Annotated in this window: 17 protein-coding genes and 1 other annotated feature (1 of these 18 only partly in view); of the genes, 5 read left to right on the top strand and 12 right to left on the bottom strand. The window is 37.8% G+C overall.

Annotation, left to right across the window (positions count from 1 at the left end):
* Positions 1-196 (bottom strand) — a binding site (T-box leader) (it extends 37 nt beyond the left edge of the window).
* A 74-nt stretch (positions 197-270) separates the two neighbouring features.
* Together SPK86_RS11100 and SPK86_RS11095 are read right to left on the bottom strand one after the other, a co-directional pair.
* Entirely contained in the window at positions 271-819 is a 549-nt protein-coding gene (locus tag SPK86_RS11100; protein ID WP_330949371.1) for a GNAT family N-acetyltransferase, read from the bottom strand.
* 19 nt (positions 820-838) lie between these two features.
* Positions 839-1,390 carry a cysteine hydrolase family protein gene (locus SPK86_RS11095; RefSeq protein ID WP_330949370.1) on the bottom strand — a complete coding sequence of 184 codons (552 nt, stop codon included), beginning with the start codon at positions 1,388-1,390 and terminating at the stop codon, positions 839-841.
* A 209-nt stretch (positions 1,391-1,599) separates the two neighbouring features.
* On the opposite strand from SPK86_RS11095, the gene hpaB reads away from it, so the two are divergent.
* Positions 1,600-3,042, top strand: a complete 1,443-nt coding sequence (gene hpaB / locus SPK86_RS11090; RefSeq protein WP_330949369.1) for a 4-hydroxyphenylacetate 3-monooxygenase, oxygenase component — start codon at positions 1,600-1,602, stop codon at positions 3,040-3,042.
* A gap of 90 nt (positions 3,043-3,132) precedes the next feature.
* On the opposite strand, the gene SPK86_RS11085 is transcribed toward hpaB, so the two are convergent.
* From SPK86_RS11085 to ytzI, 3 genes are all read right to left on the bottom strand, one after another.
* Complete coding sequence (locus tag SPK86_RS11085) at positions 3,133-3,618, bottom strand: DUF456 domain-containing protein (protein WP_330949368.1); 486 nt, start codon at positions 3,616-3,618, stop codon at positions 3,133-3,135.
* A 16-nt stretch (positions 3,619-3,634) separates the two neighbouring features.
* On the bottom strand, positions 3,635-4,258 hold the full coding sequence (locus tag SPK86_RS11080; protein ID WP_284140852.1) for a glycerol-3-phosphate acyltransferase: 624 nt from the start codon (positions 4,256-4,258) through the stop codon (positions 3,635-3,637).
* A 174-nt stretch (positions 4,259-4,432) separates the two neighbouring features.
* Positions 4,433-4,591: a YtzI protein gene (gene ytzI, locus SPK86_RS11075; protein WP_284140851.1), complete on the bottom strand. Its 159-nt coding sequence runs from the start codon at positions 4,589-4,591 to the stop codon at positions 4,433-4,435.
* Positions 4,592-4,971: 380 nt separating this feature from the next.
* On the opposite strand from ytzI, the gene ehuB reads away from it, so the two are divergent.
* From ehuB to ehuA, 4 genes are all read left to right on the top strand, one after another.
* Positions 4,972-5,850, top strand: coding sequence for an ectoine/hydroxyectoine ABC transporter substrate-binding protein EhuB (gene ehuB / locus SPK86_RS11070; protein WP_284140850.1), 879 nt, complete (start codon positions 4,972-4,974; stop codon positions 5,848-5,850).
* Between the two features lie 261 nt (positions 5,851-6,111).
* Positions 6,112-6,774: an ectoine/hydroxyectoine ABC transporter permease subunit EhuC gene (gene ehuC, locus SPK86_RS11065; RefSeq protein WP_284140849.1), complete on the top strand. Its 663-nt coding sequence runs from the start codon at positions 6,112-6,114 to the stop codon at positions 6,772-6,774.
* Positions 6,771-7,478, top strand: coding sequence for an ectoine/hydroxyectoine ABC transporter permease subunit EhuD (gene ehuD / locus SPK86_RS11060; RefSeq protein WP_284140848.1), 708 nt, complete (start codon positions 6,771-6,773; stop codon positions 7,476-7,478). The genes ehuC and ehuD overlap by 4 nt, the downstream gene beginning before the upstream one ends.
* Before the next feature lie 50 nt (positions 7,479-7,528).
* Positions 7,529-8,296 carry an ectoine/hydroxyectoine ABC transporter ATP-binding protein EhuA gene (ehuA, locus tag SPK86_RS11055; protein WP_443089777.1) on the top strand — a complete coding sequence of 256 codons (768 nt, stop codon included), beginning with the start codon at positions 7,529-7,531 and terminating at the stop codon, positions 8,294-8,296.
* Positions 8,297-8,359: 63 nt separating this feature from the next.
* Here ehuA and murB read toward each other — a convergent pair whose 3' ends face one another.
* From murB to SPK86_RS11020, 7 genes are all read right to left on the bottom strand, one after another.
* Positions 8,360-9,280 carry a UDP-N-acetylmuramate dehydrogenase gene (gene murB / locus SPK86_RS11050; RefSeq protein WP_330949367.1) on the bottom strand — a complete coding sequence of 307 codons (921 nt, stop codon included), beginning with the start codon at positions 9,278-9,280 and terminating at the stop codon, positions 8,360-8,362.
* A gap of 210 nt (positions 9,281-9,490) precedes the next feature.
* Entirely contained in the window at positions 9,491-10,327 is an 837-nt protein-coding gene (locus tag SPK86_RS11045) for an alpha/beta fold hydrolase (RefSeq protein WP_284140845.1), read from the bottom strand.
* A gap of 175 nt (positions 10,328-10,502) precedes the next feature.
* Positions 10,503-11,198, bottom strand: a complete 696-nt coding sequence (locus SPK86_RS11040; protein WP_284140844.1) for a SurA N-terminal domain-containing protein — start codon at positions 11,196-11,198, stop codon at positions 10,503-10,505.
* A gap of 232 nt (positions 11,199-11,430) precedes the next feature.
* On the bottom strand, positions 11,431-12,384 hold the full coding sequence (locus SPK86_RS11035; protein WP_330949366.1) for a siderophore ABC transporter substrate-binding protein: 954 nt from the start codon (positions 12,382-12,384) through the stop codon (positions 11,431-11,433).
* Between the two features lie 286 nt (positions 12,385-12,670).
* Positions 12,671-13,426, bottom strand: coding sequence for an iron ABC transporter ATP-binding protein (locus tag SPK86_RS11030; RefSeq protein WP_284140842.1), 756 nt, complete (start codon positions 13,424-13,426; stop codon positions 12,671-12,673).
* Positions 13,420-14,370 carry an iron chelate uptake ABC transporter family permease subunit gene (locus SPK86_RS11025; RefSeq protein WP_330949365.1) on the bottom strand — a complete coding sequence of 317 codons (951 nt, stop codon included), beginning with the start codon at positions 14,368-14,370 and terminating at the stop codon, positions 13,420-13,422. The genes SPK86_RS11030 and SPK86_RS11025 overlap by 7 nt, the downstream gene beginning before the upstream one ends.
* On the bottom strand, positions 14,360-15,313 hold the full coding sequence (locus tag SPK86_RS11020; protein WP_284140840.1) for an ABC transporter permease: 954 nt from the start codon (positions 15,311-15,313) through the stop codon (positions 14,360-14,362). Before SPK86_RS11020 ends, SPK86_RS11025 begins: the two co-directional genes overlap by 11 nt.
* Positions 15,314-15,509: the final 196 nt, after the last annotated feature.

The following is a 15,509-nucleotide window of genomic DNA, read 5'->3' as shown; positions in this document are numbered from 1 at the left end:
CAGCTGTCGATTCCATTTAAAACAAACAACATGCACACTTCATTTGATAACGGTAAAAACCGCGCAGCTCTTCAGCATAATAGCATCTGAGTGCGAAACTCCAAGGCAGGTTCCAGTATCGTCTATAGGAATTTTCACCAGCCATTCCCTCTCTACCATAGACACTATCTGTACTAATCCTTTTCAACGTTTTCTTATTTAATTAAACGAGCATTTGATAAAACTCGTAAAGCTTCATTAATCCTAATATAAAGGGGGCGCACTGTAAAGTCAAGAACTGCGCAGCAATCGCTTTTCATATAAAGAAAAAGCATCTTCGCCAACGCCTGCTTTTCCAATATACGTATATCCAGCCTGTTGATAAAACTTGTTTAACACGTCATTCCTGCCAACACAATCTAGCCGGATACAGCTATTGTTCCCTCCAAGGTTTTGATCAATCCATGCGAGTAGTTTTTTTCCCAGCTGCCGATGACGATATTCTGGATGAACGACCAAGCGATGTAAGTAATAAGCGTGGTCATGCTTTTCACCCCACATTTCAAGATCCCAAGCATTCTGTATATCGGAAAGATTAAACGATGCCTTAATTTGTCCGTTTTTCGCTTCCACAACATATGTCGTACCTTTGTGAATATCTTGGATAATCTCATTATCTTCGCCACCAGCGCGTAAATACTCCCATTGGGAAATGCCTTTCGCCTGAATCCATACCGCAGCATCCTTCAATATACGAATTACAGCATCTGCATCCGAAGGCGTTGCTTTTCGCAATGGATAGGCATCAAACTGATTCGATATAAAAATTGATTGCGACATGCACAACACCTCCCGTCGTCTATATGACGCGTGCTCCTAATGTCTCTTTAAAATGAGCTAATGCCCATGTATGACCTGCTTGATTAAAGCTGGCAACACCATTTTTATGAACAACAATATCGAAACCCTTGTTAAAGGCATCCACTGCCGTATGCAAAACACAAATATCGGTGCAAACTCCGACCAAATGCAACTCTGTTATCCCGCGTTCACGCAGCTTTAGCTCTAAGTCAGTTCCTGCAAAGGCACTGTATCGTGTTTTATCCATATAATGAACATTTGGAGCTTCCTTATGTGTATCATAGACCGCTTTTAATCTGCCATATAAATCACGACCAGTTGTGCCAATAATATTATGCGGCGGAAATAGCTTACTTTCCGGATGAAGCTGATCTCCCTCTTTGTGTGCATCAATCGCGAATACGACAAAATCACCTGCCTCAATAAATGCCTCTGTTTCATCCGCAATGTATGTTGCTAGTTCTTGTCCAGGTAAACCACAGGTAAGCTTTCCTTCATCAGCCACAAAATCAACCGTATAGTCAACATTAAGCAATGCACGCTTTCCCATAAGATTGCCTCCTCGATTTATTTTTAGTTCCGCTTATTTGCTATCGTCATTATAGCATGGAAAAAAGAGCAGATGGATTTTTAAGCTTATTTTTTAGCATAAATTACGTTCGACATAGTTAAAGTTTCCATTCCATACCTTTGTAACAAAATTTAATCACAATCAATAAACTAAAAACAAATACTAACTACCATATTAGAGGTGAAAACATGCCTGCTATAACCGGAAATGACTATATAAACCGAATTGATAGCTTAAATACAAGGATATGGATTGACGGGAAACGCGTAACCGGAAAAAAATCAGAGCATCCTGCTTTTAAAGGCGTGATGAAGACACAAGCAGCATTGTATGATTTACAGCATGCTACAACACAACAGGAGTCCATGACGTACACGTCTCCTCTAAGCGGGGAGCCTGTGGGACTTTCTTTTTTACAACCAAAAACAAAAGAAGAGCTTACTAAAAGAAGACAAATGATTCAGCAATGGGCAAAGCATACGAATGGGATGATGGGCAGAAGTCCAGATTACATGAACACCGTATTAATGGCATTCGCTGCTTCTAGTGATTTGTTGAATGGAGAGGAAAACTGCTTTCCAGAAAATATCCATCAATTCTATGCATTTGCACGAGAAAATGACTTATCTATCACACATACATTTGTTGATCCCCAAGTAAATCGAGCCCAGTTTTATATTGAAGAAAACGATGCACCGATTGCTGCAAAAGTAGTGGATAAAAATGAAGAAGGATTAATCATTAAGGGAGCTCGACTTCTTGCGACACAAGGAGGAATAACCGATGAAATCATGGTTTTCTCAGCCGGTGGCATTCAAGATAAAGCAAACGGATTTGCTTTTGCCATTCCGAGTAATACGAGTGGCTTATCCTTTATTTGTCGCGAATCATTTGTTCTTGGTGAGAACACCTTTAATTATCCGTTAAGCTCAAAATATGAGGAGATGGATACAATCGTTGTATTCGACAATGTATGCGTTCCATGGGAGCGCGTTTTCTACTATGACAACTTGCCCATCTCAAATCGGTTTATTCCGGCAAGTTCTTTTAATGCCTTCGCGCTTCACCAAGTCGTTTCCCGACAAGTTATCAAAACAGAATTTATTTTAGGCATTGTGCAATCCATCATTAAAACGATTCAAATCCAAGAATATCAGCACGTGCAGGAGAAAGCGTCCGAAATAATTATCGCTTTAGAAACTATGAAAGCATTGTTACTTCAATCAGAAGCACAAGCAAAATTAGATGATTCAGGCTTCATGCGTCCTGATCAAACAGTTTTACAAATTGCTAGCAACATATTCCCACGTGCATATCCTCGTTTTGTCGAGATTATACAGCAATTAGGTACAAGTGGCTTAATGTCTATTCCATCGGAGCAAGCATTTCATTCTGAAAACAGCAAAGATCTCGAGCATTATTTACAAGCTGCAACGAAAAATGCAAAAGATCGCGTCAGGCTTTTCCGACTCGCATGGGATGTATCTATGAGCTCTTTTGGAACACGTGAAGCATTATACGAACGATTCTTCTTCGGTGACCCCATTCGCTTAGCGACAAAGCTTTATTTTAACTATGATATGACACCTTATGAAAAACAAGTGGAGGATTTTTTAGACTCAGATGCTTAATATCAGAAGTAGCTCCTCCTCCCTTCTCTCAAAAAGCGGCTCGAACAACGAAGTAAACTTCGTGTTCCAGCCGCTTCATCAAATAAATCGTTAAAATAAAACAACAATCAAAAACCAAGTAATCATAATAAGTTGCAGAACGAATTTTGCAAATGTACCTCCTAAAAACCCTAAAAGCGAACCAAAAGCCGCTTTAACTGCTTCACTGCTCGTTCTTTTTTGACCCATTTCCACGAATAAAACAGCAATGAATGGGACGAGCAGAATACCAAACGGAGGAAGGATAAAAGAGCCAACAATAACACCTAATGCCGCAACGCGTTCTCCCCACTTACTCCCTCCATACTGCTTTACAAAAAAACGGTTTGTGATGATATCTGCACCGAACAAAATGGCTGTAAGGATGACCATGATAATCCAAAAGGAAACACTAAGCACCGTTGTGTCAATAATGAAATGGTATAAAATAAATGCTACCCATATAAACAGCGCGGAAGGAATGATTGGAAAAACCAATCCGATAAAACTACCGATAAATAATAATGCAATTAATATCCAAATGATGCTATGCAACATGTATCTTCTTCATCTCCTAACTAGCCTTTTTCCCAAACATGCTCGATATTCTCGTTTCTTCTTTTGTTCGAATCCGTTTATAATTATCCAGATGCTTCATCACACTTAAAAAAGATAATATAACAACAATGAGTGCTGGCTCTATGCCGAAAAAGAAATACGTCGTAATTAAAAATGAAACATACATAAAAAGAACACCAATGACAAGATAATCTGTTGTAAACGTTAATAATAGAAGAATACCAATTCCAATAACGGCTATTTTCCAATCGATTGCCAGGAGAATGCCAACAAGTGAAGCTGTTCCCTTTCCACCGTTAAACTTCATAGTAACCGGATAATTATGTCCTAAAATAACAAAAAGTGCGGTAACATAAACTAGCAAATTTCTTGTATCTCCAGTAATTCCATTTTCATTTAAAAGAAATAAAACAAGTAAGATTGCTAACGTGCCTTTAAAAATATCTATAAGTCCGACCAAAATCCCATATTTCCAGCCTAAGAGGATAGTTGTATTAGACGCGCCAGCATTTTTAACTCCTGCGCTTTTAATATCAATTTTCTTTAGCTTTCCAACTAACTGAGATCCATGCAAACAGCCAAAGAGATAACCGATCACACAAACGAAAAGTACAATCATTATTTCCCTCCTTTCTTCTATTATACTGTAAGGGTAAACGAAAGGTTTCACGTTTTTGCTTTAGCAATTCCTTTCATTATTCAAAACGAAATATGCTACTTCATAATAACGTTGTAAACAAAAAAGGGGTCGATTCACCAATAAACGATGATTGATCCCTTTTTTAGAGTTGTTTTAAGGTGTATTATTACCTTCCGATGCGTTGCCCGCTTGATCATTATCTGGGAGCGGATCAATCGTATGCTTATATGCGTACCCTTTCGAAATAGTAAATAATGATAAAACTAAAATAACAACACAGATTGCAATCATCCCAATAATCCAACCAATCATCACTACTCCCCCTTTCCCCATTGCCAGCTATCTGAATGTCTCCACCAGAGCTTCACTAGCCAAACACTTTATATAATTTTATTATACCAAACATCCATATAACTTCCTTCCCCAATCATCAACATCCAGTTAAAAGGAAATTATAGCAATTCATTGGTATTTAAGAGCAAAATTAACAATATGGGAGGATGTTTCAGTATACACAAGCCTATCTTTCTCAATCCCTTTATACCGAAAATATATTCGAATTATCCAAATATACTACGTTTGAATGATAATTCTAATATCGATAGTATTAAAGTGTGTCTGCGTGGGAAGCTCTCGTTTTCCATATCATGTGAAACGCAGACGTTACAGAAAAAAAGGGAGGTCTTTATAAGGTGAAAAAAATAGTCATTGCTTCAATATTAGGGATGTCCTTCTTTCTACTTGCTGCTTGTGGTTCTGATACAAGTGGAGATGGAGAGGACAACTCACTAGAAAAGTTAAAAGAAGCTGGTAAGGTAACTGTCGGCTTTGCCAATGAAAAGCCGTATGCATATGAAGAAGATGGAGAACTAAAAGGTGCCGCAGTAGATATAGCAAAGGCTGTTTTCAAAGAACTTGGCATTGAAGAAGTTGATGGAAAACTATCGGAATTTGGTCAGTTAGTTTCTGGACTTAATGCTAGAAAGTTCGATGTTGTCACTGCTGGAATGGCCATTAAACCAGATCGTTGTGAAAATGTGGCCTTTGGTGATCCAGAAATGAAATATGGGGAAGGACTTATCGTACAAAAAGGAAATCCTCTCGATTTGAAAAGCTATAAAGATATTGCAGCTAATCCGGAGGCCGTCGTATCTGTTATGTCAGGAGCAACTGAAAATGATTTCTTGAAAAGTGAAGGAGTCGACCCAAGCCAAATCCAAAACGCGCCAGACATCCCGGCTACATTTGCAGCAGTTGAATCAGGCCGAGCGGATGCAACAACGGGGACAGAAGCAACTGTACGGATGGCTTTAGAATCAGCAAACTCCGATAAGCTAGAATTTGTTGCCGATTTTGAGCAACCAGATATAGAAGGTGTGCCAAGCTATGGTGCCGCTGCCTTCCATCAGGAAGATAACGCCTTACGCGAAGCTTACAACAAGGAACTTGCAAAGCTAAAAGAAGATGGAACGATTGCTGAAATATTGAACAATAACTACTTTGACGGAGAATTAAATAGTGTTCCAGATACTATTACAACAGAGAAAGTATGTAAAGGAGAAATTGAATAAACGGTTTCATCCTACTTAACTAGAAAAGAAAAAATGATAGAAAACTCCACAGGGTCCGGCTCCCTTACCCAGGGGAGTCAGACCCATTTCTTTTGTGTGTAGCGTGCTTTCATTAATCTCCTTTTCTACCTCCTTCTCCTTACCCGCGTCTCTCCAGATGGATAACACGTTATATTCATCTTCGATAGAAGCATGTTTTACTTCGCATTGAACTTGCTTCGTTTGACGCCATAAAAAACATTCTAAAAGGAGTGATTTACATTGAATACAATAACGGAAGTATTTCCCGTCCTGCTTAAAGGGATGAATATTACAATTATTGTTCTCGTATTATCTGCTGCCTTAGGCTATCTTTTTGCCTTTATTGCAGGACTGTGCCGCCTATCAAACAATGTATTTTTACGGAAATTTACTGGCGTTTATGTTGAAGTGTTTCGAGGCACTTCGTTGATTGTACAGCTTTTTTGGTTTTATTATGCCATCCCGATGCTATTTAATATAAATCTAGGGAATGACCTATTAGCAGGTGTATTAGCAATTGCCCTAAATTATGGTGCTTATATGTCAGAGGTTGTTCGTGGCTCGATCCTATCTGTGGCAAACGGACAAACCGAAGCTGCAACTGCACTTAATATGAATCGTTTTCAGAAGATGCGACTCGTTATTTTACCTCAAGCAATTAAAATGATGCTACCGGAGTTTGGCAATTATTTAATTCAGATGCTAAAAGCTACATCCCTTGTATCGTTAATCGGTATGACAGATATTTTATATCATGGAAATCTACTACGAAGCTCAGAACTATCCATGGCACCAACTATTTATTTTCTCGTGCTCGTATTTTATTTTATACTTGCTTTACCATTGATCTTTCTTACTAGAAAAATGGAAAGCATTTCAAAGAAAGGGGTGGCTAGTCAATGAATTGGAAATGGGACTTATTCTTTGATGCATTCCCACTCATTCTAGAAGGGCTTAGTATTACCGTAGCACTGACAATCGCTTGCTATCTCTTTGCACTCATTTTTGGATTCGCTTGGACATTTTTAAGACGTATCCCTATTAAAATCGTTCATTGGACGGTAACATGGGTGATGGAGTTTATCCGATCCACCCCTCCACTTGTTCAGTTGTTTTTTATTTATTATGCTTGGCCAATGATTCCTGGAATTGGGGTATCGCTACCAGCATTTTTAAGTGCGGTGCTTGGAATCGGTCTACATTATAGTACGTATATTGGTGAGGTTTATCGTTCAGGAATTGAAAGTGTAAATAAAGGGCAATGGGAGGCTTCTAAAGCGTTAAATTTCTCTACCATACAGAAATGGAGAAAGATTATTCTTCCACAGGCAGTTCCACCTACCATTCCAATGCTAGGAAACTATTTAATTATTATGTTTAAGGAAGTTCCCCTTGCAGCGACGATTGGTGTTACAGGTATGCTGCATATTGCCAATGAATTCGGTGCACAGCATTTCCGATATTTAGAATCTCTAACGATTGTAGCGATTTTATTCCTTGTTCTAAGCTATCCTTCTGCTATTATGATTCGGAAGCTAGAACAAAAAATCAATCGCCGTTTTGATAAGGATGAAGCCCTACAAGAAAGTAAAGGAGCTGTAGTGTAATGACAGATACTACGATTAAAAAAGAGATAAAAAAACAAGATTTTTCTCAAATGGAACCCATTGTGAAATACGAAGATATCCATAAAGCATTTGGCGATGTCGAAGTATTAAAAGGCATTAATTTGGACATTCGACCTGGAGAAAAAGTAGCCCTTATCGGACCGAGTGGCTCTGGAAAGACAACGATTATTCGTATGCTCATGACATTAGAGGAGCCGACATCTGGAGAAATAATTGTAGATGGCAAAAATCTCTGGCACATGGAGAAAAATGGTCAGCTAGTTCCAGCCAACGAAAAGCATTTACGAGCCGTTCGAGGAAACATTGGTATGGTATTTCAGCATTTCAATCTGTTTCCACATATGACAATCTTAGAAAATTGTATGACAGCGCCAATTCATGTGCAAAAGGAAAGCAAAGCCTCTGCAAAACAACGCTCCATCGAAATGCTTGAAAAGGTTGGTCTTGGAGATAAGCTAGATAATTACCCTAACCAGCTTTCCGGTGGTCAAAAGCAACGTGTTGCAATGGCGCGTGCACTTGTCATGCGGCCGAAGATTATGCTGTTTGACGAGGTTACCTCTGCGCTTGATCCCGAGCTTGTTGGTGAAGTGCTTGAAGTAATTCGAGATATTGCCCGCGAAGGAGAAATGGCAATGGTTCTTGTAACACATGAAATGGAATTCGCTCAGGAAATCGCCGATCGTATCGTATTTCTTGATAATGGTGTCATTGCAGAAGAAGGTTCACCAAGTGAAGTGTTAGAGCACTCTAAAAATGAACGGCTTGCTAGCTTCTTAAGTAGATTCCGTTCTTAGTTATAAACAGTGATGCAAAAGCCAGTACCACTCCGATTATTAAATGGAATGGTACTGGCTTTGTTATTTCTCTAAATCCTCGCCAATAATACGAACTTCTCTTTCTAGACGGACACCGAATTTTTCTTTTACCGTTGCTTGAACATGTTGAATCAATTCAATGTATTCCGTAGCGGTAGCATTCTCTTTATTTACAATAAAGCCGGCATGCTTTAAGGATACCTGTGCACCACCTATTTGCTTTCCTTGCAGTCCACTATCCTGAATTAATTTCCCTGCGAAGTATCCTGGTGGTCGTTTAAACACACTACCACAGGATGGATATTCTAACGGCTGTTTTGATTCACGCTTAAAGGTCAAATCATCCATCACTGCTTTTATTTCCTCATAGTCACCTGCTTGTAAAGCAAAGGTTCCTTCTAATACAATGTAACCATTGTCCGGAATATTGCTCGTACGATAGTCTAGTGCTAATTCTTCGGCAGCCAAATTCAGTAGCTCCCCATTCCGATCGACGACAATACAGCTTTCTAGCACGTCTTTTATTTCTCCGCCATATGCACCTGCATTCATGTATAACGCTCCTCCAACAGAGCCGGGGATACCGCAAGCAAATTCTAATCCTGTCAATCGTAAGTGTAGCGCTTCGCGTGAAGTATCAATAATGCGCGCCCCACTTTGCGCCGTAATTTTCAAACCGTTTCCAGCGATTTTGTTCAGTTTTCCGAGGTTCATCACAATGCCACGGATACCGCCATCTTTAATAATTAAGTTCGAGCCATTACCCAAAAGCGTAAACGCAATGTTTTCTTTGTTTGCTAGCTTTACAATTTGCTGTACTTGCTCATACGTTTCTGGTGTGACAAAAAAATCAGCCTTGCCCCCGAGCTTCGTGTACAGATGATCCTTTAAACATTCATTCACCAACACGTTTTGCTTAGATGCAATGCGAACTAGTTCTTCATACACATGATGATTTATCAATTAAACCATTCCTTTAGTCATTTTCCTTCATTTGATCATTAAAAATTCCCATCCTTTATATTGTAAGCTAAAAAATAATACCTTTCCACTCTAAAAATAAGATATTCTACCAAAAGAGATGTTCGTAAAAGGAAAGGAAATAATAGCAGCTTGCTTCATTATCGTTTTTTCCTCGCTTAAAACGGTCTACAAGACATCCATAGGGCAAATCTACTCTGAAATCCCATCATATGTGCCATATAAAAAATCGTGAATAAGTTTGTCTACTTGTGTACTTTCATGTAATGCACTATGACCTAATGATTTGTCTTCAATGATAATCTCTTTGTATTGTTCAATGGAAACCAAGGACTGGAGAGATTGGACACTTTCCGTTACCGCTATGTCATCTCCTGTACTACCTATATTGAGCACCTGCAATTCCTTTGGTATTCGATTTTTACGGGTGCTTAACATTTCTAACGCTTTTGAACCACGCTTTAAATCTACTGCTGCTTGGTCCTGATGAACATTAAAATAATCAGACCGGTAAATACCCGCAAAAGGGCTTCCAATGGCAACAAATTTTTCGGTGCGTGGAAGTGCATCAGCACCGGCATGGTCCTCCAAATATTTTAATGCAATGATCCCGCCCATAGAATGACCAACAATATTAATTCGCGGGATTTGAAACTCTTTTTTCAAATGTTGCAGTACACTAGCTAACCAAAATGAAGTGTTTTCAAAGCTCGCACGATTGTCTTCAAAAATAACCTGTACATATACCGGTTTATTCGTCTTCATGCTACTATTCGCAACCTTGATTCTCCCTTCAGGCGATACTTGGTAAACGAACGTTTTCACACCCCATTGGTACTCTTTTTCAAAACGTTGCAGCATCCCATTAAAAGAGCGATGGGTTCCTTTATAACCATGCACAAAAACCGTTGGAACACTTGGAATCTTTTTTGAATACGCGGAGCGGGATTCTTTTTCTCCTCTATTTAGAAATAAGATGAGAAAGACAGATATTATGACGACGGTGATAATGATATAGATTCGTTTCAATGTCCTCCTCCTCGTATAATATGATCTCACAGCTTTTATTACCCTGTTTTCCCTCATTATAAGCGAGCTCCACTACATTATGCTCGCCATGCAGTTTCCTTTTATTTTACCGTAAATGAAGCAGCATTTTCCATAAATAAAAAAGCCACCGTCCATTTGGAGCGATGGCACAAGCTTATATTAACTTTTCAATCGTAGCATTCTTTTTTAGTTTCTCTAATTTTGCTTGTAGCTGCTCCTGCTGCTTTTGCTTTACAAGCTGTTCTTTAATCGTTGGTTTGATTTCCTCTAGCTTTGGAATTTCTTTGTTTTGTTCTTTTAATTGATCATAGGTTTTCTTTATTTCATCCTCGGTAACATCTTTTACTTGCATTGTTTCATCTACATATTTTTCTAAAATAAGATTGAGCTTTACCTGATACTTAAATGTATCTTCTGTTAAATGGTATTCCTTTAAATAGGCAGCTAGCTGCTCTTTATTTTCAGCTTTAAACGTATCAAATTCCGTTTTCACCTCTTCCTCTGACACGTTCACGCCTTGTGCCTCGGCATCTTGCTTTATAAGCTCTTGTGCTACAAGCTCGTCCAATGTTTGATTCTTTAACGTTTCCTTATCACTCGTATCCTGTCCAAACTGATGCAGGCGCATCTTTGTTTGTACATAAATCGAATTATAATGTGATCCCTTTATTTCCTGATCATTGACATGGACAACAACTTTATCTTCCTCTACCTTTTCCGCATCACTAATCTCAATACTTTTCGATTGCTGTGCTGCTTCCTTGTTTTTAGAATCATCCTTATTATCACCACATGCACTTATAACGAGTAAAAGCATGCCTGCAACAAGTGCTATCCATATTTTTTTCATTCAAATAACCTCACTTCTTGTACATTGTTTCTCTATTCAAACATAACGCAAACAAAAAAATCAAGTTAGAAAACAAACCTCGAGTCTCTCAAAGCATTGCACCGCTAGGCTTGACTACCATAGTTTACAATTACATAACAAATTTAATTGGCTTTTCCGTTGCAATACATGTTCGTCACAGTTCAAAAAATGGGGTTGTTCCAAAAGAACACCCCCAATCACCACCCAATTATTACAGACTCTCTTCTACTTCTTTAATCATTTCCTTTACTGATACAAGTCCGCCCCCTGAAAGATACCAAAATTCAGGATCTAAATACTTGATACGATCATTTTTATATGCATTTGTTTGCTTTACTAGCGTATTTTCTACGAGCTGTTTAGCAGAGGATTCTCCACCAACTGCTGCGCCACGATCAACTACATAAAGGATAGCCGGATCTTTTTCGAGCACATATTCAAAGGATACATTCATCCCATGTGTTGATGCTTCAATTTTATCATCTTCAGCTGGCACACCAAACACATCATGAATTAAACCAAAGCGTGAATTAGGACCATACGCACTAATTTTATCATCATTCGCAAGAACGATTAGCGCTTTTTCATCCATATCCTTTGTTTTCTCTTGCAGGCCTGCAATTGATTGATCGATTGCTTTTAACTCGTTATCTATTTCCGACTGCTTATCAAAGATATCTGCTACAACTTGCATGTTTTCTTTAAATGAGTCCATATATTTTGTAGGATCAACACCTAAATAAATGGTTGGAGCAAGCTCTTTTAGCTGATCATAAACAGCAGATTGACGACTAGAGATAATAATTAAATCCGGATTAATTTCAGCTATTTTTTCAAAATCAGGCTCTTTTAAACTTCCTACATTTCCGTAATCCTCACTAGCAAATTTTTCTAAGTATGAAGGAATAACACCTGCTTGTGGAACGCCGGCTACTTTAATTCCAAGCTTATCCATTGTATCTAAAATTCCAAAATCAAATACAACGACTTTCTCAGGGTTTTTCGTTACTTCCGTCGTATCTAATTCATGCTCTACAGTAATTGTTTCTGCTTTCTCAGCAGTTCCTTCTTTTGCTCCATTTTTCTCATCTTTATCTGATGTGCCACAAGCTGCAACGAATAAAGTTAATAATCCAATCACTAACAACAGTTGAAGTTTTTTCATGCTTACATCTCCTTTTCAGCTTATATATATCACTTGTGCTGGCAACTGCATTGCCCCACATTATGGTTTACTTTATCTATTTTAATAATTAAAGAATCGATTCCTCCTTTTAACGTGATGGTTTATATAAAAAATTGCCTTTTCTCTAAACGCGTTTACCTATTTGTAGAAATAGGTTAAAATAAACATGTGAGAGTTCCACGCAATGGTTCCTATACGTATTTTTCCATTGCGAGGAGCTTTTTTTTATTCAAATGAGACGTTTCGAGCAGACAACACAAGTGATCTAAAAGTACACACAAATTCGTTTGTCATCGATATTCTTAATATCAATGTCCATATCATAAATATCCTTTAACACACATTTATCGATAACATCACACGTACGACCTTGCTTGACAATCTTCCCATCCTTTAAGGCGACAATATAATCTGAATAACATGATGCAAAATTAATATCATGAATTACAATCAAGATCGTTTTTCCTAGTTCATCCACAAGTCTGCGTAATGTTTTCATTATTTGTACGGAATGACGCATATCCAAGTTATTCAACGGCTCATCAAGCAGAATATATTCTGTATCTTGCGCGATTACCATCGCAATATGTGCACGTTGTCGTTGTCCACCACTTAATTCATCCAAGAATTTATCCTGCATGTCTTCAAGCTCCATGTACTGAATTGCTTCATTTACTTTTTCCCAATCTTCTTTTCCTAGCTTCCCTTGCGAATAAGGAAATCTCCCAAAGGAAACAAGCTCTTTAACTGTTAGCTTCAAATTGATGGCATTCGACTGCTTTAATATCGATATTTTCTTAGCCAGCTCATTGTTCTTTGTTTTCATAATATCCTTGCCATCGATTGTAATGTCGCCATTATCTTTTGCGATTAAGCGGCTAACCATTGATATCAATGTACTTTTACCAGCGCCATTGGGCCCGATAAAGGATGTAATTGTTCCCTTTTCAATAGATAGAGACACATCATCAATCACTTTTTTCTGATTGTATGACTTGAATAAGTTTTTGATATCTACCATGATTTATTCTCCTTTAACAAAAGATATATAAAATAGACGCCACCAACAAAATTGATGATAACACTAATCGTCGTCACAAATGTAAACACCTTTTCAACGATAAACTGGCCACCAAGCAATGCAATAATACTGATTAACATGGAACCGACAATTAAATAAAAATGACGATATGTTTTTAAAAATTCATAAGCGAGATTGACCACTAATAGTCCGAGAAATGTAATTGGTCCAATTAAGGCAGTCGCAATCGATATAAGCACCGCAACCACGATGAGTAAGTGTTTAACGACGCGATCATATGGAACCCCTAAATTTACAGCATGATCTTTCCCTAATGCAAGCACATCCAAATATTTATAAAACCGGAGGAAATACAGCGTAACGCCGATAATAAGTGCCATGGATAAATAAACGAGATTTGTATTAACATTGTTAATGCTTGCAAACATTTTATCCTGTGCAACCATAAACTCATTTGGATCAATAAGTACTTGCATAAACGATGTAAAGCTTCCGAAAAATGTACCAAGAATCATTCCGATTAACAACAGAAAATAAATATTGTTCTTCTCGCCTTTAAATAGAAGCTGGTAGAGGACGAGTGAGAAAAGCACCATAAATCCGATAGAGACCAAATAATTCACATTACTATTCATCATCACGAGTGAGCGCGAACCAAAAACAAAAATAATGATTGTTTGAATGAGTAAGTAAAGCGAATCTAAGCCTAAGACACTTGGCGTTAAAATACGATTGTTCGTAATCGTCATAAAGATTGCTGTCGAGAACGCAATTGCTCCCCCAGTAAGAATGATCGCTACGACCTTGATGACTCTTCGCGGCAGAATATAATCAATATTACCGTGTAAATCGTAGAAAATGAACAAGATAGCTAATAACAAAGCGATAACAGCTAATATGATTGTTTTTTTTCTATAACCCATAGCGTTTTCTCCTTATTAGCAGATACATAAATAAGCCGCTTCCAATCACACCTACTGTTAAACTGATCGGAATCTCATACGGATAAATAATCACTCTGCCAATAATGTCACAAGCTAAAACAAATATTGCCCCTAGTAATGCGGTATGCACTAAGCTTTTCTTTAAATGATCCCCTTGATAAATGGTAACGATATTGGGGATAATTAAGCCCAAAAACGGAATGACACCAACAGACAAAACAACCGAAGCAGTAACAAGTGCAACAATAATTAACCCTAAATTAACTACCTGACGATAATTAAGCCCAAGATTTTTAGCAAAATCTTCTCCCATTCCAGCGATCGTAAATTTATTCGCATATAAATATGCCATCACAAGAATTGGAATACTAATATACATGATTTCATAATTTCCACTCATAATCATCGAGAAGTCGCCTTGCATCCAGGAAGACATGTTTTGGATGAGATCATTTTTATAAGCAAAAAAAGTAGACACCGAAGTGATGATGTTTCCGAACATCAAACCGACAAGCGGAATGAAAATAGCATCTTTGAATTTAATCTTCTCCAAGATTTTCATAAAGAAAAATGTTCCTAATAAAGCAAATGCAAACGACACAAGCATCTTTTGAAGTGGGGTAGCTGCCGTAAATATCATTAATGAGACAAGCACACCAAGTCTTGCTGCATCTAATGTTCCAGCCGTTGTCGGTGAAACGAACTTATTACGACTGAGTTGTTGCATAATAAGCCCAGAAATACTCATACTCATGCCAGCAATTAAAATACTAATAAGTCTAGGAATCCTACTGACCGTGAGAATATGAACCTGCTCTTCCGACATGGAGAAAATATGGAATATAGAAATGTTTGAAACTCCGATAAAAACGGAGGCGATTGATAAAAGAATAAGCACAACTACTAAATAACGTATTTTCATAGTAAGTCCTTCTCGTTTTAGGATTACGAATGTATCCACAATCCTCTCCCCAAAACGGCTCCATTTATAATGATTATTATTTTTATATCATTCTAATTAATAATGATATTCATTATCAATTACATGTATTTCGAGTATAGCATATTTCAAACGAACGTCAATAGTGGCATACGAAATGTCTATATAAATAGTTTTA

Source organism: Virgibacillus sp. MG-45 (genome assembly GCF_036409425.1).
Lineage (GTDB): Bacteria > Bacillota > Bacilli > Bacillales > Amphibacillaceae > LDC-1.
Note: the sequence above shows the minus strand (reverse complement) of the source record. Positions and strands in the feature narration are given on the sequence as shown.

Excerpts from the sequence above, each read along its gene's own strand:
- SPK86_RS11100 (WP_330949371.1), bottom strand. The coding sequence starts at position 819 with ATGTCGCAATCAATTTTTATATCGAATCAGTTTGATGCCTATCCATTG.
- SPK86_RS11095 (WP_330949370.1), bottom strand. The coding sequence starts at position 1,390 with ATGGGAAAGCGTGCATTGCTTAATGTTGACTATACGGTTGATTTTGTG.
- hpaB (WP_330949369.1), top strand. The coding sequence starts at position 1,600 with ATGCCTGCTATAACCGGAAATGACTATATAAACCGAATTGATAGCTTA.
- SPK86_RS11085 (WP_330949368.1), bottom strand. The coding sequence starts at position 3,618 with ATGTTGCATAGCATCATTTGGATATTAATTGCATTATTATTTATCGGT.
- SPK86_RS11080 (WP_284140852.1), bottom strand. The coding sequence starts at position 4,258 with ATGATTGTACTTTTCGTTTGTGTGATCGGTTATCTCTTTGGCTGTTTG.
- ytzI (WP_284140851.1), bottom strand. The coding sequence starts at position 4,591 with ATGATTGGTTGGATTATTGGGATGATTGCAATCTGTGTTGTTATTTTA.
- ehuD (WP_284140848.1), top strand. The coding sequence starts at position 6,771 with ATGAATTGGAAATGGGACTTATTCTTTGATGCATTCCCACTCATTCTA.
- ehuA (WP_443089777.1), top strand. The coding sequence starts at position 7,529 with ATGGAACCCATTGTGAAATACGAAGATATCCATAAAGCATTTGGCGAT.
- SPK86_RS11040 (WP_284140844.1), bottom strand. The coding sequence starts at position 11,198 with ATGAAAAAAATATGGATAGCACTTGTTGCAGGCATGCTTTTACTCGTT.
- SPK86_RS11035 (WP_330949366.1), bottom strand. The coding sequence starts at position 12,384 with ATGAAAAAACTTCAACTGTTGTTAGTGATTGGATTATTAACTTTATTC.
- SPK86_RS11030 (WP_284140842.1), bottom strand. The coding sequence starts at position 13,426 with ATGGTAGATATCAAAAACTTATTCAAGTCATACAATCAGAAAAAAGTG.
- SPK86_RS11025 (WP_330949365.1), bottom strand. The coding sequence starts at position 14,370 with ATGGGTTATAGAAAAAAAACAATCATATTAGCTGTTATCGCTTTGTTA.
- SPK86_RS11020 (WP_284140840.1), bottom strand. The coding sequence starts at position 15,313 with ATGAAAATACGTTATTTAGTAGTTGTGCTTATTCTTTTATCAATCGCC.